This is a genomic window from Streptomyces sp. NPDC024632, assembly GCF_055559175.1.
Genome location: NZ_JBVHLD010000013.1, coordinates 89,383 through 111,022, shown reverse-complemented (window position 1 = coordinate 111,022; position 21,640 = coordinate 89,383). Strand labels below are relative to the sequence as shown.

The following is a 21,640-nucleotide window of genomic DNA, read 5'->3' as shown; positions in this document are numbered from 1 at the left end:
AGGCCCGCCGCGCCGCCCGGATCAGGCCCGCCACGCCGACCGGATCAGGTCCCCCATGGGGCACCGCGCACCCGCGCGGCAACCGGCTCAGACCAGCAGCCGTACGGCCTTCGGCACCGTCTCGGCGACCAGTGGCAGCGGCCCGATCCGCTCGCCGTCCGCGTAGCCGGTCACGCCCTGCGCCGGGTCGACGTCCAGCCGGACGCGGGCCGCGCGGTGCACGGTGACGACCGGGTGGCTCGGGTGGGTGCCCCGGTAGACGCGGGGGAAGACCCGCAGCAGGGTGGTGCGGCTGCACGGGCCGACCACGCACACGTCGAAGAGCCCGTCGTCCATCACCGCGTCCGCGCAGATCCGCATGCCGCCGCCGTACGACGAGCCGTTGCCGACGGCTATGAGCGTGGCCTCGATCTGCCGTTCCGGCGCGTCGTCGAAGGTCACCCGGTACGGGATCGGCCGCAGCGCCGCCAGCTCCGCGAGCATCGCCAGGTCGTAGCGGAAGCGGCCGACGGGCCAGCGCATACGGTTGCCGCGGTCGTTGACCCGCGAGTCGAAGCCGGAGGCGAGGACGGTGCCGAACCAGCGCTCCCCGGTCCTGCCCAGGTCCAGCGCCCGGCTGCGGCCGTCCCGCAGCGCCTCGGCGATGCCCGTACCGGCCGCCGCGGCGTCCCGGACCGGCAGGCCGTTGACCCGCGCGAAGTCGTTGCCGGTGCCGACGGCGACCACGCCGAGCGGCGTGTCGGTCCCGGCGACCGCCTGGAGGGCCAGCGAGACCATGCCGTCACCGCCGACCGCGACCAGCGCCCCCGTACCGCTGTCGACGGCCTGCCGGGCGCGGGCCAGCGCGTCGGCCGCGTCCTCGCCCACGACGGTACGGACGCCGTAACCGGCTTCGCGGAGCGCGTGGGCGGCGGGCTGGGCGGCGCGGGCGCCCCGGCCGCGTCCGGCGACGGGATTGACGAAGAGGGTGATCTCGCTGGTCACGCGCGGACCCTACCGGACAGCCGCCCCCCACCAGTAGCGGTGGGGGGCGGCGGTGTCAGGGGCCGGCGGGGCGGTCGGGCGCTCAGGTCGCGTCGTCGTAGCCGTCGTCGACGCGCTCGCCGGTCCGGTCCTCGTACGGCTCGGCGGCGATCTGCTCCGGGACGTGGTCCAGGGTGGACGCCTCGTCCGGGTCGAGGGCGTAGTCCGGGTTCGCTTCGAGTCGGCGCTTGCGGCGGCTGTCGTTGAAGAAGCAGATGCCCATGGCGACGAAGTACAGGAAGACGATCGGCGCGGCCAGCAGGCACATGGTGAGCGGGTCGCCGGTGGGCGTGGCGACCGCGGCGAAGACGGTGATGCCGATCACCATGCCGCGCCACCAGCCGAGCATGCGACGGCCGCTGACCATGCCGGTGAAGTTGAGCAGCACCAGCACCAGGGGCAGTTCGAAGGCGAGACCGAAGACGATCACCATGCGGACGACGAGGTCGAGGAAGTCGTCCAGGGCCAGCAGGTTGGTGGTGTCGTCCGGCACGAAGCCGATCATGATCCTGGCGGTCTGCGGCAGGATCGCGTAGGCCAGCCAGGCACCGGCGAAGAAGAGCGGGACGCCCGCGCCGACGAAGCCGAGGGTGTACCGCTTCTCGCTGCGGTGCAGACCGGGCGCAAGGAACGCCCAGAGCTGGTAGAGCCAGACCGGCGAGGCGCAGAGGATGCCCGCCATCAGCGAGACCTTCAGCGCGATGGAGAAACCGCCGAGCAGACCGTTGACGGTCATCTGGGCGCAGGGCTGGCCGTTCTTCTGGTGCGTCGCACCGTCCACACAGCCGACCGACTTGAGGATCGGGTGCTGGAAGAAGTGAATGATGTCCTTGTAGACGAACGCCGCCACGATCGTGACGGCCAGGATAGCCAGGACGGACTTGGCCAGCCTGTTGCGCAGCTCACGCAGGTGGTCCGCGAGGGGCATCCGCCCCTCGGGGTCCTTCTCCTGCTTGCGGGCAGTCTTGAGCACCCACGTCCTCGTCTCGTGCGGCAGCCGCCCGGCTCGCGGTCGGCTTCGTCCTTCAGCAGAGGGTCAGGTCAGGCCCGGGGCGTGCGGTCCGCCGGCTCGGAGACCGGACGGGCGCTCGTGGTGTCGCCGGGCGCGGCCTGGATGGTGCGGGGTGCGGCCTGCTCCTGGGGAGCCGGGGCGGCGGTGGACTCCGCGGTGCCGGAGTCGTCGTTCTTCATCGCCTTGGCCTCGCTCTTGAGGATGCGCGCCGACTTGCCGAGCGACCGGGCCATGTCGGGCAGCTTCTTCGCGCCGAAGAGCAGGACGACGACGAGAAGGATCAGGACGATCTCTAGGGGCTTGAGATTGCCGAGCATAAAATGTCTACCTTCTCACCGGTGGGCGGCGTGTTCCGTGACTGCGAGGGCGTGGCGCTCGCGCGTCCGCTTCCGCAGGTGCACGACGATTCGGGCAGGTGCCCGGCCGCCGCGCTGGCTGTGATCGTATCGTGCACCGGTGAACACCGGGGAATGCCCCGGAATCCGCCGGATTGCGACCCTCGCCGCGCTCGTGAGTACGGGCCGCCCGGTCAGCGTACCCCGCGTTCGCGGCCTCGCGGCAGGCTCAGCTTCTGGAGATCTGCCCGGCACGCTCGCTCAACGGGCGGGCGGCGCGCTGCAGACGGTCGCCCGCGGCGGCCAGCGCGTCGGTGGCCGCGGCCACCTGCCGGGCCAGTTCCTGGACGGCGGCGAAGACCCGGACCGCCAGCACCCCGAGCACCAGGAGTCCCGCGGTCGCCAGGCCGACGCAGAGATAGAGCCACCACATGGGCCGCGAGCCTACCGGTTCCGTTTCCGCGCCGACGCCACCCGTACCGGCGTGTTCCGTACCGGCCTGTTCCGTACCGCCCCCCGTGCGCACCGGCCCCGTCCGCGGCCGCCCGACGTGAACACCCGTCAGTGGGCGTGGAGCCGCATCGTGCGGACCCCGCCGACCGTGAGCAGTTCGACGATCCGCTCCCCCGCCGGTTTGCGGACGGCGGTGTCGCATTCAGGGCAGGTGAAGGAGTAGAAGGTCGTACGCGCCGAGCCGCCGATCGCCAGCAGCAGCGCTCCCGCGGACAGTTCGAAGCTGGTGCGGCAGTGCGGGCAGCCCGCGCGGAAGAGCACGGGCATGGTCATGGGCGCGCAGCCGGACGCCGTGGCCGTCATCGTGATGTCCTCTCACTCCCCGTAGGCGGCGAGCGCCAGCACGGCGGCGTCGCGCGCGTCCCCCGCCAGTTCGGGGGGCGACACGATCCGGCCGTCCTTGCCGAGCCGCAGCGCGAGCCGCCGCAGCGACCCGGGGTCGGGGGTGCGCAAGGTGATGCGCAGGCCGCCGTCGGGCTGCTCCTCGGCACTGTCGTGCGGATAGTATTCCGCGACCCAGCGCCCGCCGGGGCCCACTTCGATCACTACCTCGGGGTCGTCGCCCGCGGGCTGGACCAGGCCCTGCGACAGGTCGCGCGGCTGGAGCCGCGGCGGGTCGGACGGCTCGTCCAGCAGCCGGATCTCCTCGACCCGGTCCAGCCGGAAGGTGCGCCGGTCCTCCGAGAGGCGGCACCAGCCCTCGAAGTAGGTGTGGCCGACGGCGAACAGCCGGATCGGGTCGACCTCGCGCTCGGTCAGCGCGTCCCTGGCGGGCGAGTAGTAGCGCATCCACAGCCGCCGCCGCTCGGTGATCGCCCGGTCCACGGTGGCGAACACGCTGCCCTCGGACTCGAAGGTCACCGAGAGCTGCGCGCTGGCCCCGGCCGCCTCGCCCGCGGCGGCCTCCAGCTTCGCCCCGGCGCGCAGCAGCGCCTGCCGGTCGCTGTCCCGCAGGCCCGGCAGATTGGCCACCGCGCGGGCGGCCACCAGCAGCGCGGTGGCCTCGTCCGCGGCCAGCCGCAGCGGCTGCGCCACGTCGTCCGCGGTGCCGGGGTTGTGCCACCAGATCCGTTCGCCGTCGGTGTCGATGTCCAGCAGGTCGCCGCCGCGGAAGCTGGTGCCGCACAGCGGCAGCACATTGAGGTCGCCGATCAGCTCGGCCTCGGTCACCCCGAAGGCCCGTGCCACCTCGCTGACCCGTGCTCCGGGCCGCTCCCGCAGATACGTCACCAGGGACAGCATCCTGCGCGTCTGGTCGATCGCGTTGCTCACGCCGCCGTCCCCCGCCTGTTCTTCGCTTCCGTGCCCGCCCGGCGCAAGGCCGCGGCCGTCGTCCTGGTCCGCCGCCCGGCGGCCCCGCGTGCGTCGCTCACGTCGGCCACGTCAGCCCTTCGCCACGGCGCGCAGCCGGTCCAGTACGTCCGTGCGCAGCTCCTCGGGCGCCAGGACGAGTACGTCGGGGCCGAACTCGGCCAGCCAGGCGTCGAGTCCGTGCCCGTACGGGATCTCCAGCTCGTCCCAGTCGGCGTCCACCGGGGTGGTCGTCACGGCGCGGGAGCGCAGCGGGTAGCCGCTGTCGCGGCGCAGCCGGATGCGGGCGGTCGCGGTGGCGCCCTCGCCCGCCCAGCGGGCCACCGCCTCGCGGACGTCGACGTGCGCGGGCACCTCGGTGGTGAAGGCGCCGCGGGCGCGGACCTTGCCGCTGATCCGGGAGAGCCGGAAGACGCGGACGGCGCCGCGGTCGCGGTCCCAGCCCGCCACGTACCAGTGGCCGCGCCAGCACTCCAGCGCCCACGGCTCGATCTGCCGCGGCTCCGGCCGCGCGGCGTTGGCCTTGCGGTACTCGAAGGAGACGGCGCGCCGCTCGCGGGTGGCGAGCATCAGGGCCTCGAAGGCGGGTTCCGGCGTGGGGATGCGCGGTTCGAGGGCGCTGTGGGTGTCCTCGTACGGGACGCCCGCCGCGCGCAGCTTCTGGAGCGCGCCGCTGGCGGCCTCGGCGAATCTGGCCTGCTGCCAGACCTTGGCGGCCAGCGCGAGCGCGGCGGCCTCCTCGGGGTCGAGGGCGATGTCGGGCAGCCGGTTGCGGTCGCGCCGCGCCAGGTAGCCGAACTCGCCGTCGATGCTCTCCACCGTGTCGATGACCAGACCCAGCTCGCGCAGGTCGTCCTTGTCCCGTTCGAACATCCGGTTGAAGGAGTCGTCGGAGGTGACCTCGTGGTACGCCTCGATGGAGCTGCGCAGCTCGCGTTTGCTGACCGGCCGCCGGGTGTTCATCAGGCACAGTGCGAGATTCATCAACCGCTCAGCCTTGGCAATCGCCATCCCGCACCCTTCGTTCGGCTCTCGTCGCCGACCGTACCGCCCCGAGGTCCCGCGACAAAAGCCGAGGAGCCCCGGCCTGGCAGGCCGGGGCTCCTGTGACGGCTGTGCGGACGGGCCCGATCAGACGGCGACGAGGTCGCAGACGAAGATCAGGGTCTCGCCGGGCTTGATCGCGGCGCCGGCGCCGCGGTCGCCGTAGGCGAGGTGCGCGGGGATGATGAGCTGGCGGCGACCGCCGACCTTCATGCCCTGCACGCCCTGGTCCCAGCCGGCGATGACCTGTCCGACGCCGAGCTTGAACTGGAGCGCGGAGCCGCGGTTCCAGCTCGCGTCGAACTCCTCGCCGGAGGAGAAGGCCACGCCGACGTAGTGGACGGAGACCGTGTCCCCGGCCTTGGCGACCGGGCCGTCGCCCTCCCAGATGTCCTTGATCTCCAGGTCGGCCGGCGGCTCGCCGCCCGGGAAGTCGATCTCGGGCTTCTCGATGCTCACTTCAATGCTCCTTGTGCGTTGCGGGCAACCTGGACAGTCTTACAGAATCGCCAGGATGTCCAAGGAGAAGACCAGGGTGGCGTTGGCCGGGATGTTGCTGCCGCTGGGCGGCGTGGCACCGTAGGCCAGGTCTCCGGGGGTCACCAGCATGACGCGGCTGCCCGCCTTCTTGCCGACCAGGCCCTCCTGCCAGCCCTTGATGAGCTGCGCGAGCGGGAAGGCGGCGAGCTGACCTGCGGTGTAGCTGGCGTCGAACTCCTTGCCGCCGTCCCACAGCACGCCCTTGTACTGGAGCAGCAGCGTGTCGGTGGCCTTCACCGCGGCGCCGTCGCCCTCCAGGATGTACTCGGAGACCAGCTTGGTCGGCGCCTTGACCTTGGGCACCGTGATGCTGGGCGCCTTGCCGTCGGTGTTGGTGCCGACCTTCGGCAGATTCGCGTCGTTCTGCGGGACGGCCTTGCCCTTGGCGGAGCTCTTGGCGTTGTAGGTCGCCAGCACGTCGATCACGAAGACCAGCGTGTCGGTGCCCTTGATGCCCGCCTGGGAGTTGCCCGAGGTGCCGTAGCCCAGGGCCGGCGGGATCGCCATCTCGACGCGGCTGTTGACCTTCTGGCCGACCAGGCCCTTGTCCCAGCCGGGGATGACCTTCCCCTGGCCGATGACGTTGGTGTACGGCGCGCGGCCGTAGGAGGTGTCGAAGACCTTGGCGGTGTCCCAGATCTGGCCGAGGTAGTTGGTCGTGACGTAGTCGCCCGCGACGATGGCGGCGCCGTCGCCCTGGATGACGGTCTTGACGGCCAGGTCGGTGGACGGGGTGCCGGTGCCCTTGGCGACGGTGGGCTTCTCGCCGAACTTGGTGCCGCCGGTGATGTCCGGTACGGGGCCCGCCACGATCTTCGTGCTGGGCGTGGCGGACGCGGACGGCGAGCCCGAGGTCGAGGGGGATTCGGATGCCGCCGGGTCGCTCTTGCTCTTGCTGTCGTCGCTGCCACAACCGGCGGCGGTGAGCATGAGCGCGGGCACGGCGAGCAGTACGGAGCGTCGGCGCACGGATGTCCTCGGTTCGGATCGGGTTCGGGAACGGCGGCTGGATGCCGTCCCACACCCTACGGCGTGCCACAGGCCCCGTACGAGTTCTGCACGGGGCCTGTGTGCCGTCTGTGACGCCGGGTCATGGCGTGCGCCGGTACGCCTAACCGACAGGTCGTACCGGGATGTCACGCCGCCGGTAGGACATATCGGCTCGCGTACCGGCCTACATGCCGGCGATGAGCTTCTCCACCCGGTCGTCGACCGACCGGAAGGGGTCCTTGCACAGCACGGTGCGCTGCGCCTGGTCGTTGAGCTTCAGGTGCACCCAGTCGACGGTGAAGTCGCGGCGCTGTTCCTGCGCGCGGCGGATGAAGTCGCCGCGCAGCCGCGCCCTGGTGGTCTGCGGGGGCACCGACTTGGCCTCGAAGATCTTCAGGTCGGTGCAGATCCGCTTGGCCTGGCCCTTGCGTTCCAGCAGGTAGTACAGGCCGCGGCGGCGGTGGATGTCGTGGTAGGCGAGGTCGATCTGGGCGACCCGGGGGTGGGACATCGTGATGTTGTCCCGGTTCCGGTAGCGCTCGATGAGCTGGTACTTCATCACCCAGTCGATCTCGGTGCCGATCCGGGCGAGGTCGCCGCTGCCGATGGAGTCCAGGGTGCGGCCCCACAGCTCCAGGACCTGCTCGATGACACCGCTGCGGATGCCGCGGCGCTCGCAGAACTCGACGGCCTTGGAGTAGTACTCCTGCTGGATGTCCAGGGCGGACGCCTCGCGGCCCGAGGCGAGCCGGACCTTGCGGCGGCCGGTGATGTCGTGGCTGACCTCGCGGATGGCCCGGATCGGGTTCTCCAGGGTCAGGTCGCGCATCACGGTGCCCGCCTCGATCATCCGCAGGACGAGGTCGGTGGCGCCGACCTTGAGCAGCATCGTGGTCTCGGACATGTTGGAGTCGCCAACGATGACGTGCAGGCGCCGGTAGCGCTCGGCGTCGGCGTGCGGCTCGTCGCGGGTGTTGATGATCGGACGGGAGCGGGTGGTGGCGGAGCTGACACCCTCCCAGATGTGCTCGGCCCGCTGGCTCACGCAGAAAACGGCGCCGCGCGGGGTCTGGAGTACCTTCCCCGCGCCGCACAGAAGCTGCCGGGTGACGAGGAACGGAATGAGGATGTCCGCGAGCCGGGAGAATTCCCCGTGCCTGGCGACCAGGTAATTCTCGTGACATCCGTAGGAGTTGCCGGCCGAGTCGGTGTTGTTCTTGAAGAGGTACACATCGCCTGCGATGCCCTCTTCGTGAAGGCGCCGTTCGGCGTCCACGAGAAGGCCCTCAAGGATGCGTTCGCCGGCCTTGTCGTGCGTGACGAGTTCGGTGACGTTGTCGCACTCGGGAGTGGCGTACTCCGGGTGCGAACCGACGTCGAGATAGAGGCGGGCACCGTTGCGGAGGAAAACATTGCTGCTCCGGCCCCATGACACGACACGGCGGAAGAGGTACCGCGCCACCTCGTCAGGGGACAGACGCCGCTGTCCCCTGAACGTGCATGTGACGCCGTACTCGTTCTCCAGCCCGAAAATGCGGCGGTCCATGTCTGAACATTACGCCTGATGCGTGGTGCTGAAACGAGGTTCGACCGCTCCGTTTCGATCTTTTTCGGAGGGGCTCCGGAGGTTTGGCGGCGTCAGGATTCGGCCGGTGCACAGCAGGACGAGCATCGCGACCGCGCCGCCCGCGCCCGCGACCCCGAATCCGGCGGCCGTTCCGCCGTGTTGGGCGGCGACTCCGGCGGCGGCCGTGCCGAGCGCCGCGCCGACCCCGGCGGAGGTCACCACCCAGGAGAACGCCTCGGTGACGGTGCCGGCCGGGGCGTGTCGGTCGACCACGAGGAAGCCGCAGGCCAGGGCGGGGGCGAGGAAGAGTCCGGCGAGCGCGGCCAGCGGCAGCATCCAGGGCAGGCCCGGCACCAGCGCCAGCGGCGGGTAGCAGAGGGCGAGGCCGACCGAGAGCAGCCGCAGGCGGCGCTCGGGCACGCCGGACCAGACGCGGGCGCCGTAGGTGAGGCCGCCGACGAGGGCGCCCGCGCCGTTGGCGGCCAGGACGTACGCGGCGACCGGGCCGCCGCCGTGCGCGTCGCCGTAGGCCACGGCGGCCAGCGAGACGGCGCCGAGGGCGATGCCGACGAAGAAGAAGGCGCCGAGCAGGACGGCGAGGCCCGGTGAGCGCAGCGCGCCGAGCCAGTGGGCCTCGTGGGGGACGGCCCGCCACTGCCGGGAGGGGCGGGAGGTCACCACGACGAGGGTGCCCGCGACGCCGAGCGCGCCGGTGACGATCAGGGCGACGGCCTGCGAGGCGGCCGAGACGATGACGGTCACCAGCAGCGGCCCGAGGGTGAACAGCACCTCCTGCGCGGCGGCGTCCAGCGCGTACGCCTTCTGCACCCGCTCCTCGTCGCCCAGCACGGAGGCCCACAGGGCCCGCAGGCCGCCCTCCAGCGGCGGTGTGGCGACCCCGGCCAGGACGACGGCGGCGACGGCCAGCGGCAGCGGGTCGGGGCCGACGGCCGCGAGCAGTCCGAAGCCCGCCGCGGCCAGCAGCGCGGCGGCGGTCATCACCCGCGGCTGGCCGCGCCGGTCGACGGCCCGGCCGAGCAGCGGCTGCCCGATGGCGACGGCGGCGCCGTAGATCGCGGACAGGGTGCCCGCGAGGCCGTATCCGGCGCCCTCGGAGCGCGCGAAGAGCACGATGGCGAGCGCCGCCATGGCGTTGGGCAGCCGTCCGAGGAGGGTCCCGCCGAGCAGCCGTGCGGCGTGCCGTGTACGCAGCAGGTCCCCGTATCCCGCGGTCTGCCCAGCCATCCCGGCCCCTCTCCCCCGGCGGTCCCCGGTGCCTCGCCGCCGTGACCGGCGGGTCACGGGCCGCGACCCGCACCGCGACCCGAAGGCCGCGACCGCTCACGTGTTACGTATAACGTCTACGGTCATACGTACCATGTCGGCAGTCGGCGGGTCCACCCGCAGGAGCGAACGGGAAGGGTGCGGAAGGTTGACGGGGAGTACGCGGCCGACCTCTCGTGACGTCGCGCGGGCGGCCGGAGTGTCGCAGGCGACGGTCTCGCTCGTGCTCGGCGGGAAGTGGCACGGCCGGGTGTCGGAGCGGACGGCGCACGCCGTGCGGGACGCGGCGGGGCGGCTCGGCTACCGGCCGAATCTCGCCGCTCGCAATCTGCGGCTCGGCCGCACCCGGACGGCCCTGATGGTGGTGCCCGCGCTCACCAACGAGTACTTCGCCCGCGTCTATACGGGGGCGGCGCTGGTCGCCGCCGAGCACGGCTTCGGCGTGGTGCTCTACCCGTCACCCGACGGCGTCGGACCGGCCCGCGACCCCTTCGGCTCCGCCCGGGCGGCCATCGACGGGGTCATCGCCTCCTCGATGGCCGCGGACGCCCTGACCGGCATCGGCGGCGGTGAACTGCCGCTGGTGATGCTGGACAGCGGTCCGGCGGCGCCGGGCGGTCCCCCCACGGTCGACCTGGCGGTCGGCGACGGATTCCGGCAGGTGGTGCGCCACCTCGTCGCGCTCGGGCACCGGCGGATCGCCCATGTCGCGGCCGACATCGACAGCTGGACGTTCCACGAGCGCACGCGGACGGTCGCGGCCGAGCTGGCCGCGGTTCCCGGAGCGGAACTCACCTCCGAGCGCTGCTCCTTGGACGTGGACGCCGGTCGCTCCGCCGCCCTGCGCGCTCTGCGCGGGCCGGGCCCCCGGCCCACCGCCCTGCTGTGCGACGACGACATCCTGGCCGCGGGGGCGTGCAAGGCCGCCAGGAGCCTGGGGCTCCGGGTGCCCGCGGACCTGTCCGTCACCGGCTTCGACGATCTGGCGTTGGCCACCGCGCTCGATCCCGAGCTGACCAGCGTGCGGCTGCCCGCCGAGGCGGTCGGGGACCGCGGTATGACCGCGCTGCTCAGCCTTCTCGACGGGGGCTCCGTCGGGCCGGTGGAACTCCCCGTCGAACTCGTCGTCCGCGGCTCCTCGGCCCCGCCGCCGGCCTGATCCCTCGCCAGGTCACCGCCCGCCCCCGCGGGGGGGCCGGGCGGCGCCCGCGCGGGGCGCTACTCCTCCTCGTCCGAGGGGTCGTCCGTGGTGGCCGTCGAGGCGGACTCGGTCTCCAGCAGGCGGGAGAGCTGGCGGCCGAGGATGCGCTTGAACTTGCGCTGCTGGGGGCGGGTGCGGTCGAGGACGGCGACCTCCAACTGCTCGGCGGTGAGCTGACGGTCGCTGCCGTTGTTGTCGCGGCCGAGGGATTCGACGGCCAGCGCCAGCGCCTCGGCGAGCGTCATGCCGTCGCGGTGCCGCTGGTCGAGGTAGCTGCCGATCTGGTCGGAGTTGCCGCCGACCGCGACCGCGCCGTGCTCGTCGACGATCGACCCGTCGTGCGGCAGCCGGTAGATCTGGTCGTCCTCGGGGGCCGAGCCGACCTCCGCGACGATCAGCTCGACCTCGTAGGGCTTCTCCCCCACGCTGGAGAAGATGGTGCCCAGGGTCTGCGCGTAGACGTTGGCCAGCCCACGGGCCGTCACGTCCTCGCGGTCGTAGGTGTATCCGCGCAGATCGGCGTAGCGCACGCCGCCGATCCGCAGATTCTCGAACTCGTTGTACTTCCCGACCGCCGCGAAGGCGATCCGGTCGTAGATCTCGCTGACCTTGTGGAGTGCGCGGGACGGGTTCTCGGCGACGAAGACGATGCCGTCGGTGTACTGGAGCACGACGACGCTGCGGCCACGCGCGATGCCCTTGCGGGCGTACTCGGCGCGGTCGGCCATGGCCTGCTGAGGTGAAACGTAAAAGGGCGTGGACACCGGCTAACCGTGCCTTTCTGCTGTCGGCTCTGAGGGATGCGTCGCTTGACCGGTTCTCAACTGACCGGCTCTCAGAGCACTTCGGCCCGCGGGCCGTCGGGGTGCTCCAGACGTCCGTCCAGCACGGCGCGGGCGATCTCGGAGACCTCGGCCTCGCTGAGCCTGCGGAAGCCCTCTTCGGTGATCACCGCGACGATCGGGTAGATCCGCCGGGTGATGTCGGGGCCGCCGGTGGCCGAGTCGTCGTCCGCGGCGTCGTAGAGCGCCTGGATGACGGCGGTGGCCAACTGACGCTCGGTGAGGTCGCTGCGGTAGAGCTTCTTCAGCGAGCTGCGGGCGTAGACCGAGCCGGAGCCGGTCGCGGTGAAGCCCACGTCCTCGCTGCGACCGCCGGTCACGTCGTACGAGAAGATGCGGCCCTTCTCGCGCTCGGTGTCGTATCCGGCGAAGAGCGGGACGACGGCCAGCCCTTGGAGCGCCATGCCGAGGTTGCCGCGGATCATGGTGGACAGCCGGTTGGCCTTGCCCTCCAGGGACAGCGTCGCCCCTTCGATCTTCTCGTAGTGCTCCAGCTCCAGTTGGAAGAGCTTGACCATCTCCACCGCGAGGCCCGCGGTGCCCGCGATGCCGACCGCCGAGAACTCGTCGGCGGGGAAGACCTTCTCGATGTCGCGCTGGGCGATGACATTGCCCATCGTGGCCCGCCGGTCACCGGCGAGGATGACCCCGCCGCTGAAGGTGGCGGCCACGATGGTGGTGCCGTGCGGGAGTTCGACGGCGCCCTTGACCGGCGGGAGCGACCGGTTGCCCGGCAGCAGCTCCGGCGAGTGGTCGCCCAGGAAGTCCAGGAAGGAGGAGGATCCCGGCGTCAGGAACGCCGCCGGGAGCCGTCCGGTGCCATACGTGCCGGCTGCCACCTACTCGCCGCCCTTCTGCACGAAGGAACGCACGAAGTCCTCGGCGTTCTCCTCGAGTACGTCGTCGATCTCGTCCAGCACCGAGTCCACGTCGTCGGAGAGCTTCTCCTGGCGCTCCTTGAGGTCGTCGGCCGCCTGGGCGTCCTGCTGGACCTCCTCGACCTCCTCCGTGGAACGCGTCGCCTTCTGCTGTCCGCCGTCGGTGTCCTTGGTAGCCATGTCCCTCACCCCGCTATTCCGTGCGCTCGGTTGACTGCCTACAAGATCAGACCCTACAAGCAGGGCCCGACATCAGCGCTCGATTACGTCAACGTACGAGTGCCACTGGGTTGTTTCCCGGTTCTGGACCGTTTCAGCCGCGGATCAGCCGCCGGAAAGGATCCGTACCAGGTCCTCCGCCGTGCGACAGCGGTCCAGCAGCTCCTTCACGTGCTTGCGGGTGCCCCGCAGCGGCTCCAGCGTGGGAACCCGCTGGAGCGAGTCCCGGCCGGGCAGATCGAAGATCACCGAGTCCCAGGAGGCGGCGGCGACGTCGTCCGCGTACTGTTCGAGACAGCGCCCGCGGAAGTACGCCCTGGTGTCCTCGGGCGGCTTGGTGGCGGCCCTGACGACATCGGGCTCGTCCAGCAGCCGCCGCATGCGGCCGCGCTCCACCAGCCGGTTGTAGAGGCCCTTGTCGGGGCGTACGTCGGCGTACTGGAGGTCGACCAGGTGCAGCCTGGCGGCGTCCCAGCCCAGGTTGTCGCGGCGCCGGTAGCCCTCCAGCAGCTCGCGCTTGGCGATCCAGTCCAGCTCGCCCGACAGGCTCATCGGGTCGTTCTCCAGCCGGTTGAGCACGTCCTCCCAGCGGGCCAGCACATCGCGGGTCTGCGGGTCCGCGTCGACGCCGTAGCGCTCCTCGACGTATTTGCGGGCCAGCTCGAAATACTCCATCTGGAGCTGTACCGCGGTCAGCGTCCGGCCATTACGCAGCGTGACGAGCTGTCGCAGTGTGGGGTCGTGGGAGACCTCGTGCAGGGTGCGGACCGGCTGGTCGACGGCCAGGTCCACCTTGATGAAGGAGTCCTCGATCATGGAGAGCACCAGCGCGGTGGTGCCCAGCTTGAGGTAGGTCGAGATCTCGGAGAGGTTCGCGTCGCCGATGATCACATGGAGCCTGCGGTACTTCTCGGCGTCGGAGTGCGGTTCGTCGCGGGTGTTGATGATCGGGCGCTTGAGGGTGGTCTCCAGGCCCACCTCGACCTCGAAGTAGTCGGCGCGCTGGCTGATCTGGAAGCCGTCCTCACGGCCGTCCTGGCCGATGCCGACCCGGCCCGCGCCGGTCACGACCTGGCGGGAGACGAAGAAGGGCGTCAGGTGCCGCACGATGTCCGAGAACGGGGTCTCCCGCTTCATCAGGTAGTTCTCGTGCGTGCCGTAGGACGCGCCCTTGTTGTCGGTGTTGTTCTTGTAGAGGTGGATCGGCTGCGCGCCGGGGAGCTGCGCCGCCCGCAGCGCCGCCTCGGCCATGATGCGCTCCCCCGCCTTGTCCCACAGCACCGCGTCCCGCGGATTGGTGATCTCGGGCGAGGAGTACTCGGGGTGCGCGTGGTCGACGTACAGCCGCGCGCCATTGGTGAGGATCACATTGGCCAGGCCGATGTCCTCGTCGGTGAGCTGCGTGGAGTCGGCCGAGTCCCGGGCGAGGTCGAAGCCCCGGGCGTCCCGCAGCGGGTTCTCCTCCTCGAAATCCCAGCGGGCCCGCCTGGCCCGGTGCATCGCCGCCGCGTAGGCGTTGACGATCTGGGACGAGGTGAGCATGGCATTGGCGTTGGGGTGGCCGGGGACCGAGATGCCGTACTCCGTCTCGATGCCCATTACTCGCCGTACGGTCATGCGGCCCTCCTTGCCCGGCTCCGGCCCGTGCTGAGCCGGAAACACACCGGCTGCGGGTACCCGCTGTGGGGACCCGCAGCCGGAGGGTAGTGCTTACAGATACTGTCCCGTGTTCGCCACGGTGTCGATGGAGCGTCCGGTGTCCGCGCCCTGCTTTCCGGTCACCAGGGTGCGGATGAAGACGATCCGCTCGCCCTTCTTGCCGGAGATACGGGCCCAGTCGTCGGGGTTGGTGGTATTGGGCAGGTCCTCGTTCTCCTTGAACTCGTCCACACAGGCGGCGAGCAGGTGGGAGACGCGCAGGCCGCGCTGGTCGTGGTCGAGGAAGTCCTTGATCGCCATCTTCTTGGCCCGGTCGACGATGTTCTGGATCATCGCTCCGGAGTTGAAGTCCTTGAAGTAGAGGACTTCCTTGTCCCCGTTGGCGTAGGTGACCTCCAGGAAGCGGTTCTCCTCCGTCTCGGAGTACATCCGCTCGACCACCGACTGGATCATGGCGTCCACGGTGCCCGCCTTGGATCCGCCGTGCTCCGAGAGGTCCTCGGTGTGCAGCGGCAGGGTGTCGACCAGGTACTTCGAGAAGATGTCCTTGGCCGCTTCGGCGTCGGGACGCTCGATCTTGATCTTCACGTCCAGGCGGCCGGGCCGCAGGATCGCGGGGTCGATCATGTCCTCACGGTTGGACGCGCCGATGACGATGACGTTCTCCAGGCCCTCCACACCGTCGATCTCGGCGAGGAGCTGCGGGACGATGGTGTTCTCCACGTCCGAGCTGACACCGGATCCGCGGGTGCGGAAGAGGGATTCCATCTCGTCGAAGAAGACGATGACGGGGGTGCCCTCGCTCGCCTTCTCCCGCGCACGCTGGAAGACCAGGCGGATCTGCCGCTCGGTCTCGCCGACGTACTTGTTCAGCAGCTCGGGACCCTTGATGTTGAGGAAGTAGCTCTTGCCCTGCGGCTGCCCGGTGACCTCGGCGACCTTCTTCGCCAGCGAGTTGGCGACCGCCTTCGCGATGAGGGTCTTTCCGCAGCCGGGAGGGCCGTAGAGCAGCACGCCCTTGGGCGGGCGCAGTTCGTACTCCTTGAAGAGTTCGGCGTGCAGGTAGGGCAGCTCCACCGCGTCGCGGATCTGCTCGATCTGGCCGCCGAGTCCGCCGATCTGGCGGTAGTCGATGTCGGGCACCTCTTCGAGGACGAGCTCTTCGACCTCGCTCTTGGGGACCCGTTCGTAGACATAGCCGGAGCGCGGTTCCAGCAGCAGGGCGTCGCCGGTCCGCAGGGCGCCGTCGAGGAGAGGTTCGGCGAGCCGTACCACCCGCTCCTCGTCGGTGTGTCCGATCACCAGGGCGCGCTCGCCGTCCTCCAGGACCTCCTTGAGGGTGACGATGTCGCCGACGCGCTCGAACTCCATCGCCTCGACCACATTGAGCGCTTCGTTGAGCATCAGCTCCTGTCCGCGCCTGAGGTCTTCGAGGTCGACGGCCGGGCTGACGTTCACCCGGAGCTTGCGCCCGCCGGTGAAGATGTCGGCCGTGCCGTCGTCATTGGCCTGAAGGAATACGCCGAAGCCGGCAGGTGGCTGCGCGAGCCGGTCGACTTCCTCCTTGAGGGCCACGATCTGGTCGCGGGCCTCCCGGAGGGTGTTCGCCAGCCGTTCGTTCTGCGCGGACACACCTGCCAGGTTGGTCTGCAGCTCGACGATCCGCTCCTCGAGAATCCTCGTGTGCCGCGGAGAATCGGCGAGCTTGCGTCGCAGGACGGCGATCTCCTGCTCAAGAAAGGCGACCTGGCTCATGGGGTCTTCCGAACCACGAGCGGGTCGGCCGCCACGGTTGTAGTCGTCGTCGTGGGCCGCCACGGTCCTCACCTCCTCCAAGGGGAGCTGGACGTTTCCAGACCCTACCTGGGCCGGTAGGGGTGTAAACCCCTAGATCAAAAAGACGATCGCGGTGTGTCCGATCTTCACCCTTGCGTACGTCCCTCCGCCAGTGAGATACCCACCGAGACCCGCCGATCACCATCGGAAAGCCGCCGGTTGTATCGTCGATCCGGTCAACACCCTGCGAAGGCTGTTGCTTCCTGATGGTGTTGCTGATGAGTTTCCGATGCTTCCTGAACGACGAACGGCAGGCGAGGGTTTCCGTGGGCAACGAGACGGCCGAAGCACTCGAGGTCTGGATCGACCAGGACCTCTGCACCGGTGACGGGATCTGCGTGCAGTACGCGCCCGAGATTTTCGAGCTGGACATCGACGGGCTGGCCTATGTGAAGGGTCCGGCTCCGGAGGGTGAGGAAGCCGAGCTGCTCCAGACACCTGGTGCCACCGTACCCGTACCGCTGCCGCTGTTGCGGGATGTGGTGGACTCGGCCAAGGAGTGCCCGGGCGACTGCATTCACGTGCGGCGCGCGGCGGACCGGGTCGAGGTGTACGGCCCGGACGCCGACTGAGCCGGACGGGCGGCCGGGGGCGGGCGCCGGGCCCGTGCGGCCGGACGGCCGCCCGCGGTCAGATGCTGTTGTTCGCCGGGCCGGGCAGCGCCACGTAGCGGCCGTCGCGCCACTCCCAGGAGTAGTCCCGCTTCAGGTCGGGGCAGCAGCGCGGCGTGGTGTCGCTCGAATAGCCGAGCACGGTGGCCCGTACGGTGCGGCCCTGGAGCCGGAAGCCGGTGACGGACCGCTTGTCGGCGGGCCTGACCAGGGTCTCGGCGATCGTCGGACGCCCGCCCGCGGTGGCGGGCGCGGCGAGGACGAAGACGCCGCTGGGCGGGGTGCCGGTGTCGGCCCGGCAGCGCACCACGACGACTGTCTCGGGCCGCCCGTCGCCGTCCAGGTCGCCGGACACGTGGTTCAGGACCTCCACCGGGGCGCCGGCGCAGTCCAGCGGGTACGTGACCGCCTGGGGGTCCGGCGCGGCCACCGGGGTGGCGGGCGCCTTGGCGTCGCCCGATGAGGCGTCCGCGGGCTGTACGAGGGCCCCCGCGGCCACGATGGCACCGAGCGCGGCGGCCGTGGTGATCCAGTGCACCGTGCGGGTGCGGGTGTGCGGGAGGGCCGGGCCTGCGGACGGCTGCACTCGCCTGTCTCCTGGGGTCGAACGGCGGGGGTGGCCAGCATGGTGCCATACGTCACACCAGGGGGGAACGGCGGGGCGGCAGTTGCCCGTGGTACCGCGCGTGCGGTTCGGGGAAAGGGGCACGGACCCGGAGAATCGGACCGCGAAAAAGCCGCCGCCGGTGCCCATCGGAGGGCAAACCGGCGGCGGCCGGATGAAGTTGGCCGAAACGGCGCTGTTGACCGGGTGGCGCTACGAGGCGGCGTCGGCCGGGGCGGAGCCGCCGCTCGCGCTGCCGGGTCCGGTGTAGTCCTCGCCGTAGGCGCCCTTGGCGGGCCTGCGGCGGCGCAGCGGGGGCTCCACGCCGTCCGCGAGGCGGCGGGCGGTGAGCAGGAAGCCGGTGTGTCCGATCATCCGGTGGTCGGGGCGGACGGCCAGTCCCTCGACGTGCCAGGTGCGGACCATGGTCTCCCAGGCCGCGGGCTCGTTGAAGGTGCCGTGCTCGCGGATGGCCTCCACGGTACGGGCGAGCTGCGTGGTGGTGGCCACGTACGCGCACAGGATGCCGCCGGGGACCAGGGCCTTGGCGACCGGCTCCAGGCACTCCCAGGGCGCCAGCATGTCCAGGATGACCCGGTCCACGTCGGTGTCCGAGAGGTGGTCCTGGAGGTCGCCGACGGTGAGCTGCCAGGCGGGGTGCGGGCCGCCGAAGTAGCGCTCCACGTTCTGGGTGGCGATCTCGGCGAAGTCGGCGCGGCGCTCGTAACTGTGCAGCATGCCGTGGTCGCCGATCGCCCGCAGCAGGAAGCTGCTCAGCGAGCCGGAGCCCACGCCCGCCTCGACGACCCGGGCGCCGGCGAAGATGTCGGCCATCGCCAGGATCTGCCCCGCGTCCTTGGGGTAGACCACGGCGGCGCCGCGGGGCATGGACAGGACGTAGTCGGGGAGCAGGGGGCGCAGCGCGAGGTAGGCGACGTTTCCCGTGGTTCGGACAACACTGCCCTCGGGAGCACCGATCAGCTCGTCGTGCGGGAAAGCGCCCTTGTGGGTGTGGAACTGCTTTCCGGCTTCGAGCGTGAAGGTGTAGTGGCGTCCCTTGGGGTCGGTGAGCTGGACCTGGTCCCCGACTTTGAAGGGCCCGCGTCGGCGGGCGGCACCGGTCGGTTCGGACATAAGACCACCCTACCGGCTGTTTTACGGCCGCCTGTTCACGCGGCTTCCGGCCGCCCGTTCGCCAGGGCCGCCGACGTGGCCCGATCACGCGTCGGCCCGTTCACGCGTCGGGCCGGGACATCGCCGAGAGGAAGGCGCGTTCGACGTCCACGGTGGACAGGACGCCGTAGATCTCGCCGGTGGGCTCGACCACCAGGTACTCCGTGGAGGGGGCGGCCCGCAGGGCGTCGAGCAGCTCCTCGCCCGACAGCTCGGCCGAGACGCGCATGCCGGGGGTGAGGTCCTGGGCGAGGCCGCTGACGGCGACCCAGGGGCGGCGGTGCTCGGGGATGTTGACGATCGCGGACTCGCGGACCAGCGCGGTCGCGGCTCCCGCGCCGTCCACCACGACCAGGGCGCGCGCTCCCGCCTCGTTGGCCCGGCGCAGCGCCTCGGACAGCGGGGTGTCGGAGGCGACGGGCACGGCCCTGCGGGTGAGGGTGCGGGCACGCAGTCCCGGCAGCCGCTCGCGCAGCCTGGCCATGCGCAGGCTGTTGCCCGCGCCGGTCCAGATGATCGCGGCCAGGATCGCGGCGAGCAGGGCGTCGGTGAGCGAGTCCGCGCCGCTGCCGTCGCCGTTGTTGCGCAGCCCGCCCGCGTACGACAGCAGGGGCAGGCCGATCAGTACGGCGATGGCCAGGCCCCGGCCGACCCAGGCGGCGGCGACGGTGCCGGTCATCGGCTTGCCGCTGATCTTCCAGACCACGGCGCGCAGCATCCGGCCGCCGTCCAGCGGCAGGCCGGGCAGGAAGTTGAAGATGGCCACGATCAGATTGCTGACCATGAGTCCGGCGAGCAGCACTCCGGGGACGGTGCCGGACTCCACGAACTGCATGCCGCCGAAGAAGACCCCGGCCAGGACCAGCGAGAGCAGCGGGCCGACGAAGGCGAGCACGAATTCGCGGCCTGGTGTCTCCGACTCCTTCTCGATCTCGGAGACGCCGCCGAAGAACTGGAGCTGGATCCGCCGTACGGGGAGCCGGAAGCGGAGCGCGGCGACGGTGTGGGCCAGTTCGTGGATGAGCACGGAGGCGTAGAAGGCGACCGCGAAGAAGAGCGAGACCAGGTAGCGGATGCGGCCCAGCTCGGGCAGCACGGTTTCCAGCTGGCCGCCGAAGACCCAGGTGATCAGGGCGGCGACCAGGAACCAGCTCGGGGCGACGTAGATCGGGACACCGTAGAAGCGGCCCATGAGGATGCCGCCTCCGGGCTCGCGCGGCGGCTTGTCGCTGCCGCCGTCCCGGCCCGGGATGTTGGTGTTCTTGGACGGCGGCCGGCCGCTCTCGCTCACTGGTTCCCCTCGTTCGGATACGGACCCTGAGTCGATCATGCGGGACGACGGGCTCCGCAGCCATGCTATTGCCCCGCTGTTCCGGGCGGGACACCCGCACTGTCGGTGGCAGGCCGTAGGGTCGTCTGCCATGGGCACCAGCACCGAAAGCATCCCGCCGCGACCGCCGTCGTCGCTGTCCCCGTCGCGCGCGGCGGACTTCATGCGCTGCCCGCTGCTGTACCGGCTGCGGGTGATCGACCGGCTGCCCGAGCAGCCGAGCGAGGCCGCCACCCGGGGCACCGTGGTGCACGCCGTGCTCGAACGGCTCTTCGACGCCCCTGCCGCCGAGCGTACGGCCGAGCGGGCCCGGGCGATGGTGCCGGGCGAGTGGCGGAAGCTGCTGGCGGCCCGCCCCGAGCTGGCGTCGCTGTTCCGGGCGGCGGACGACGCGGTGGACGCGGAGGCGCTGGCGCAGTGGCTGGAGAGCGCCGAGCGGCTGGTGGACCGCTGGTTCACCCTGGAGGACCCGACGCGTCTGGAGCCCGCCGAGCGCGAGCTGTACGTGGAGACGGTGCTGGAGTCCGGGCTGACGCTGCGCGGATACGTGGACCGGCTGGACGTGGCACCGGCCAGCGGCGACCTGCGGGTGGTGGATTACAAGACGGGCAAGGCGCCGCGCCCGGAGTACGCGGACGAGCCGCTGTTCCAGATGAAGTTCTACGCGCTGGTGCTGTGGCGGCTGCGCGGTGTGGTGCCGCGCCGCCTCCAGCTCGTCTACCTGGGCAGCGGGGACGTGCTGACGTACGACCCGACCGAGGGCGATCTGCGGGCCACCGAGCGCAAGTTGCAGGCCCTGTGGGAGGCGATCAGGGAGGCGACGGCCAGCGGGGACTGGCGCCCGCGCCGTACGCCGCTGTGCGGCTGGTGCGACCACCAGGCGTTCTGTCCCGAGTTCGGGGGGACTCCCCCGCCCTATCCCCTGGCGGAAATAGCGGGTGCGCTGCCTCTCGTGGGCGAGAATGGCCCGATCTAGCGAAGGCGAAGGAGAACCCGTGGCTATTCGCGTCCTGCTGGTGGACGATCAGCCCCTGTTGCGTACCGGTTTCCGGATGATCCTGGAGGCCGAGGGCGATCTCGTCGTGGTCGGCGAGGCCGGGGACGGCCAGCAGGCCCTGGACCAGGTGCGGGCGTTGCAGCCCGATGTGGTCCTGATGGACATCCGGATGCCCCGGATGGACGGGGTGGAGGCGACCCGGCAGATCACCGGGCCCGACCGGTCCGGCCCGGCCAAGGTGCTGGTGCTGACCACCTTCGACCTCGACGAGTACGTGGTGGAGGCGCTGCGGGCGGGGGCCAGCGGCTTTCTGCTCAAGGACGCGCCCGCCGCCGAGCTGGTGCAGGCGATCCGGGTGGTCGCGGCCGGTGAGGCGATGCTCGCGCCGAGCATCACGCGGCGGCTGCTGGACAAGTACGCGGGCCGGCTGCCGTCCGGTGAGGACGCGGTGCCGCAGCCGCTGCACTCGCTGACCGAGCGCGAGGTCGAGGTGCTGAAGCTGGTGGCCCGCGGGTTGTCGAACGCGGAGATCGCCGCCGAGCTGTTCGTCAGCGAGACGACCGTCAAGACCCATGTCGGCCATGTGCTGACCAAGCTGGCGCTGCGCGACCGCGTCCAGGCGGCGGTCTACGCGTACGAGAGCGGGCTGGTGCGCCCCGGCGCGGGCTGAC

Annotated in this window: 23 protein-coding genes; 4 read left to right on the top strand and 19 right to left on the bottom strand. The window is 71.1% G+C overall.

Annotated elements, in window-relative coordinates; translation table 11 throughout:
* Nucleotides 1–87: 87 nt before the first annotated feature.
* From ACZ37P_RS26145 to ACZ37P_RS26095, 11 genes are all read right to left on the bottom strand, one after another.
* Nucleotides 88–984, bottom strand: a complete 897-nt coding sequence (locus ACZ37P_RS26145) for a diacylglycerol kinase (RefSeq protein WP_355332974.1) — start codon at nucleotides 982–984, stop codon at nucleotides 88–90.
* A gap of 82 nt (nucleotides 985–1,066) precedes the next feature.
* Nucleotides 1,067–1,996, bottom strand: a complete 930-nt coding sequence (tatC, locus tag ACZ37P_RS26140) for a twin-arginine translocase subunit TatC (protein WP_355332976.1) — start codon at nucleotides 1,994–1,996, stop codon at nucleotides 1,067–1,069.
* A 68-nt stretch (nucleotides 1,997–2,064) separates the two neighbouring features.
* Complete coding sequence (gene tatA, locus ACZ37P_RS26135; protein WP_188282996.1) at nucleotides 2,065–2,352, bottom strand: Sec-independent protein translocase subunit TatA; 288 nt, start codon at nucleotides 2,350–2,352, stop codon at nucleotides 2,065–2,067.
* A gap of 247 nt (nucleotides 2,353–2,599) precedes the next feature.
* A complete protein-coding gene (locus ACZ37P_RS26130) occupies nucleotides 2,600–2,803 on the bottom strand; it encodes a hypothetical protein (protein ID WP_355332978.1) in 204 nt (67 codons plus the stop codon).
* A 128-nt stretch (nucleotides 2,804–2,931) separates the two neighbouring features.
* Entirely contained in the window at nucleotides 2,932–3,186 is a 255-nt protein-coding gene (locus tag ACZ37P_RS26125) for a hypothetical protein (protein ID WP_391046240.1), read from the bottom strand.
* Between the two features lie 12 nt (nucleotides 3,187–3,198).
* Nucleotides 3,199–4,125, bottom strand: a complete 927-nt coding sequence (locus ACZ37P_RS26120; protein WP_355333585.1) for a helix-turn-helix transcriptional regulator — start codon at nucleotides 4,123–4,125, stop codon at nucleotides 3,199–3,201.
* 141 nt (nucleotides 4,126–4,266) lie between these two features.
* Nucleotides 4,267–5,205, bottom strand: coding sequence for a helix-turn-helix transcriptional regulator (locus ACZ37P_RS26115; protein WP_355332982.1), 939 nt, complete (start codon nucleotides 5,203–5,205; stop codon nucleotides 4,267–4,269).
* A gap of 120 nt (nucleotides 5,206–5,325) precedes the next feature.
* Nucleotides 5,326–5,697, bottom strand: a complete 372-nt coding sequence (locus ACZ37P_RS26110) for an FKBP-type peptidyl-prolyl cis-trans isomerase (RefSeq protein WP_188282992.1) — start codon at nucleotides 5,695–5,697, stop codon at nucleotides 5,326–5,328.
* A 39-nt stretch (nucleotides 5,698–5,736) separates the two neighbouring features.
* Nucleotides 5,737–6,747, bottom strand: a complete 1,011-nt coding sequence (locus ACZ37P_RS26105) for an FKBP-type peptidyl-prolyl cis-trans isomerase (RefSeq protein WP_355332984.1) — start codon at nucleotides 6,745–6,747, stop codon at nucleotides 5,737–5,739.
* A 205-nt stretch (nucleotides 6,748–6,952) separates the two neighbouring features.
* Nucleotides 6,953–8,314 (bottom strand): Pup--protein ligase, encoded by a 1,362-nt coding sequence (gene pafA / locus ACZ37P_RS26100; RefSeq protein WP_355332986.1) that lies wholly within the window; start codon nucleotides 8,312–8,314, stop codon nucleotides 6,953–6,955.
* Between the two features lie 9 nt (nucleotides 8,315–8,323).
* Complete coding sequence (locus ACZ37P_RS26095) at nucleotides 8,324–9,580, bottom strand: MFS transporter (RefSeq protein ID WP_401306763.1); 1,257 nt, start codon at nucleotides 9,578–9,580, stop codon at nucleotides 8,324–8,326.
* Nucleotides 9,581–9,713: 133 nt separating this feature from the next.
* On the opposite strand from ACZ37P_RS26095, the gene ACZ37P_RS26090 reads away from it, so the two are divergent.
* Nucleotides 9,714–10,778, top strand: coding sequence for a LacI family DNA-binding transcriptional regulator (locus tag ACZ37P_RS26090; RefSeq protein ID WP_402713061.1), 1,065 nt, complete (start codon nucleotides 9,714–9,716; stop codon nucleotides 10,776–10,778).
* A gap of 59 nt (nucleotides 10,779–10,837) precedes the next feature.
* On the opposite strand, the gene prcA is transcribed toward ACZ37P_RS26090, so the two are convergent.
* The 5 genes from prcA to arc form a co-directional block, all read right to left on the bottom strand.
* The gene (gene prcA / locus ACZ37P_RS26085) at nucleotides 10,838–11,584 is read right to left on the bottom strand and encodes a proteasome subunit alpha (RefSeq protein WP_188282987.1); all 747 of its coding nucleotides are present in this window, start codon (nucleotides 11,582–11,584) and stop codon (nucleotides 10,838–10,840) included.
* A 71-nt stretch (nucleotides 11,585–11,655) separates the two neighbouring features.
* Complete coding sequence (gene prcB, locus ACZ37P_RS26080) at nucleotides 11,656–12,501, bottom strand: proteasome subunit beta (RefSeq protein WP_355332993.1); 846 nt, start codon at nucleotides 12,499–12,501, stop codon at nucleotides 11,656–11,658.
* On the bottom strand, nucleotides 12,502–12,720 hold the full coding sequence (locus ACZ37P_RS26075; RefSeq protein ID WP_188282985.1) for a ubiquitin-like protein Pup: 219 nt from the start codon (nucleotides 12,718–12,720) through the stop codon (nucleotides 12,502–12,504).
* A gap of 144 nt (nucleotides 12,721–12,864) precedes the next feature.
* Nucleotides 12,865–14,376 carry a depupylase/deamidase Dop gene (gene dop / locus ACZ37P_RS26070; protein WP_391046233.1) on the bottom strand — a complete coding sequence of 504 codons (1,512 nt, stop codon included), beginning with the start codon at nucleotides 14,374–14,376 and terminating at the stop codon, nucleotides 12,865–12,867.
* A 93-nt stretch (nucleotides 14,377–14,469) separates the two neighbouring features.
* Nucleotides 14,470–16,236 (bottom strand): proteasome ATPase, encoded by a 1,767-nt coding sequence (arc, locus tag ACZ37P_RS26065; protein ID WP_355332999.1) that lies wholly within the window; start codon nucleotides 16,234–16,236, stop codon nucleotides 14,470–14,472.
* 236 nt (nucleotides 16,237–16,472) lie between these two features.
* On the opposite strand from arc, the gene ACZ37P_RS26060 reads away from it, so the two are divergent.
* Entirely contained in the window at nucleotides 16,473–16,826 is a 354-nt protein-coding gene (locus tag ACZ37P_RS26060) for a ferredoxin (protein WP_355333001.1), read from the top strand.
* A 58-nt stretch (nucleotides 16,827–16,884) separates the two neighbouring features.
* Here the strand turns inward: ACZ37P_RS26060 and ACZ37P_RS26055 are convergent, their stop codons facing one another.
* The 3 genes from ACZ37P_RS26055 to ACZ37P_RS26045 form a co-directional block, all read right to left on the bottom strand.
* The gene (locus ACZ37P_RS26055) at nucleotides 16,885–17,451 is read right to left on the bottom strand and encodes a hypothetical protein (protein WP_401857685.1); all 567 of its coding nucleotides are present in this window, start codon (nucleotides 17,449–17,451) and stop codon (nucleotides 16,885–16,887) included.
* A 231-nt stretch (nucleotides 17,452–17,682) separates the two neighbouring features.
* Nucleotides 17,683–18,603, bottom strand: a complete 921-nt coding sequence (locus ACZ37P_RS26050; protein ID WP_355333006.1) for a tRNA (adenine-N1)-methyltransferase — start codon at nucleotides 18,601–18,603, stop codon at nucleotides 17,683–17,685.
* Between the two features lie 100 nt (nucleotides 18,604–18,703).
* Nucleotides 18,704–19,972, bottom strand: coding sequence for a site-2 protease family protein (locus ACZ37P_RS26045; RefSeq protein WP_391161052.1), 1,269 nt, complete (start codon nucleotides 19,970–19,972; stop codon nucleotides 18,704–18,706).
* 91 nt (nucleotides 19,973–20,063) lie between these two features.
* On the opposite strand from ACZ37P_RS26045, the gene ACZ37P_RS26040 reads away from it, so the two are divergent.
* Together ACZ37P_RS26040 and ACZ37P_RS26035 are read left to right on the top strand one after the other, a co-directional pair.
* Nucleotides 20,064–20,948 carry a RecB family exonuclease gene (locus ACZ37P_RS26040; protein WP_467348870.1) on the top strand — a complete coding sequence of 295 codons (885 nt, stop codon included), beginning with the start codon at nucleotides 20,064–20,066 and terminating at the stop codon, nucleotides 20,946–20,948.
* A gap of 19 nt (nucleotides 20,949–20,967) precedes the next feature.
* Nucleotides 20,968–21,639 carry a response regulator gene (locus ACZ37P_RS26035; protein ID WP_188282977.1) on the top strand — a complete coding sequence of 224 codons (672 nt, stop codon included), beginning with the start codon at nucleotides 20,968–20,970 and terminating at the stop codon, nucleotides 21,637–21,639.
* Nucleotide 21,640: the final 1 nt, after the last annotated feature.

What these genes read in the sequence shown, in the direction of transcription:
- tatA (WP_188282996.1), bottom strand. Translation starts at nt 2,352, where the DNA reads ATGCTCGGCAATCTCAAGCCCCTAGAGATCGTCCTGATCCTTCTCGTC.
- ACZ37P_RS26130 (WP_355332978.1), bottom strand. Translation starts at nt 2,803, where the DNA reads ATGTGGTGGCTCTATCTCTGCGTCGGCCTGGCGACCGCGGGACTCCTG.
- ACZ37P_RS26125 (WP_391046240.1), bottom strand. Translation starts at nt 3,186, where the DNA reads ATGACGGCCACGGCGTCCGGCTGCGCGCCCATGACCATGCCCGTGCTC.
- ACZ37P_RS26120 (WP_355333585.1), bottom strand. Translation starts at nt 4,125, where the DNA reads ATGCTGTCCCTGGTGACGTATCTGCGGGAGCGGCCCGGAGCACGGGTC.
- ACZ37P_RS26115 (WP_355332982.1), bottom strand. Translation starts at nt 5,205, where the DNA reads ATGGCGATTGCCAAGGCTGAGCGGTTGATGAATCTCGCACTGTGCCTG.
- pafA (WP_355332986.1), bottom strand. Translation starts at nt 8,314, where the DNA reads ATGGACCGCCGCATTTTCGGGCTGGAGAACGAGTACGGCGTCACATGC.
- ACZ37P_RS26095 (WP_401306763.1), bottom strand. Translation starts at nt 9,580, where the DNA reads ATGGCTGGGCAGACCGCGGGATACGGGGACCTGCTGCGTACACGGCAC.
- ACZ37P_RS26090 (WP_402713061.1), top strand. Translation starts at nt 9,714, where the DNA reads ATGTCGGCAGTCGGCGGGTCCACCCGCAGGAGCGAACGGGAAGGGTGC.
- ACZ37P_RS26075 (WP_188282985.1), bottom strand. Translation starts at nt 12,720, where the DNA reads ATGGCTACCAAGGACACCGACGGCGGACAGCAGAAGGCGACGCGTTCC.
- dop (WP_391046233.1), bottom strand. Translation starts at nt 14,376, where the DNA reads ATGACCGTACGGCGAGTAATGGGCATCGAGACGGAGTACGGCATCTCG.
- ACZ37P_RS26060 (WP_355333001.1), top strand. Translation starts at nt 16,473, where the DNA reads ATGAGTTTCCGATGCTTCCTGAACGACGAACGGCAGGCGAGGGTTTCC.
- ACZ37P_RS26050 (WP_355333006.1), bottom strand. Translation starts at nt 18,603, where the DNA reads ATGTCCGAACCGACCGGTGCCGCCCGCCGACGCGGGCCCTTCAAAGTC.
- ACZ37P_RS26045 (WP_391161052.1), bottom strand. Translation starts at nt 19,972, where the DNA reads ATGATCGACTCAGGGTCCGTATCCGAACGAGGGGAACCAGTGAGCGAG.
- ACZ37P_RS26040 (WP_467348870.1), top strand. Translation starts at nt 20,064, where the DNA reads ATGGGCACCAGCACCGAAAGCATCCCGCCGCGACCGCCGTCGTCGCTG.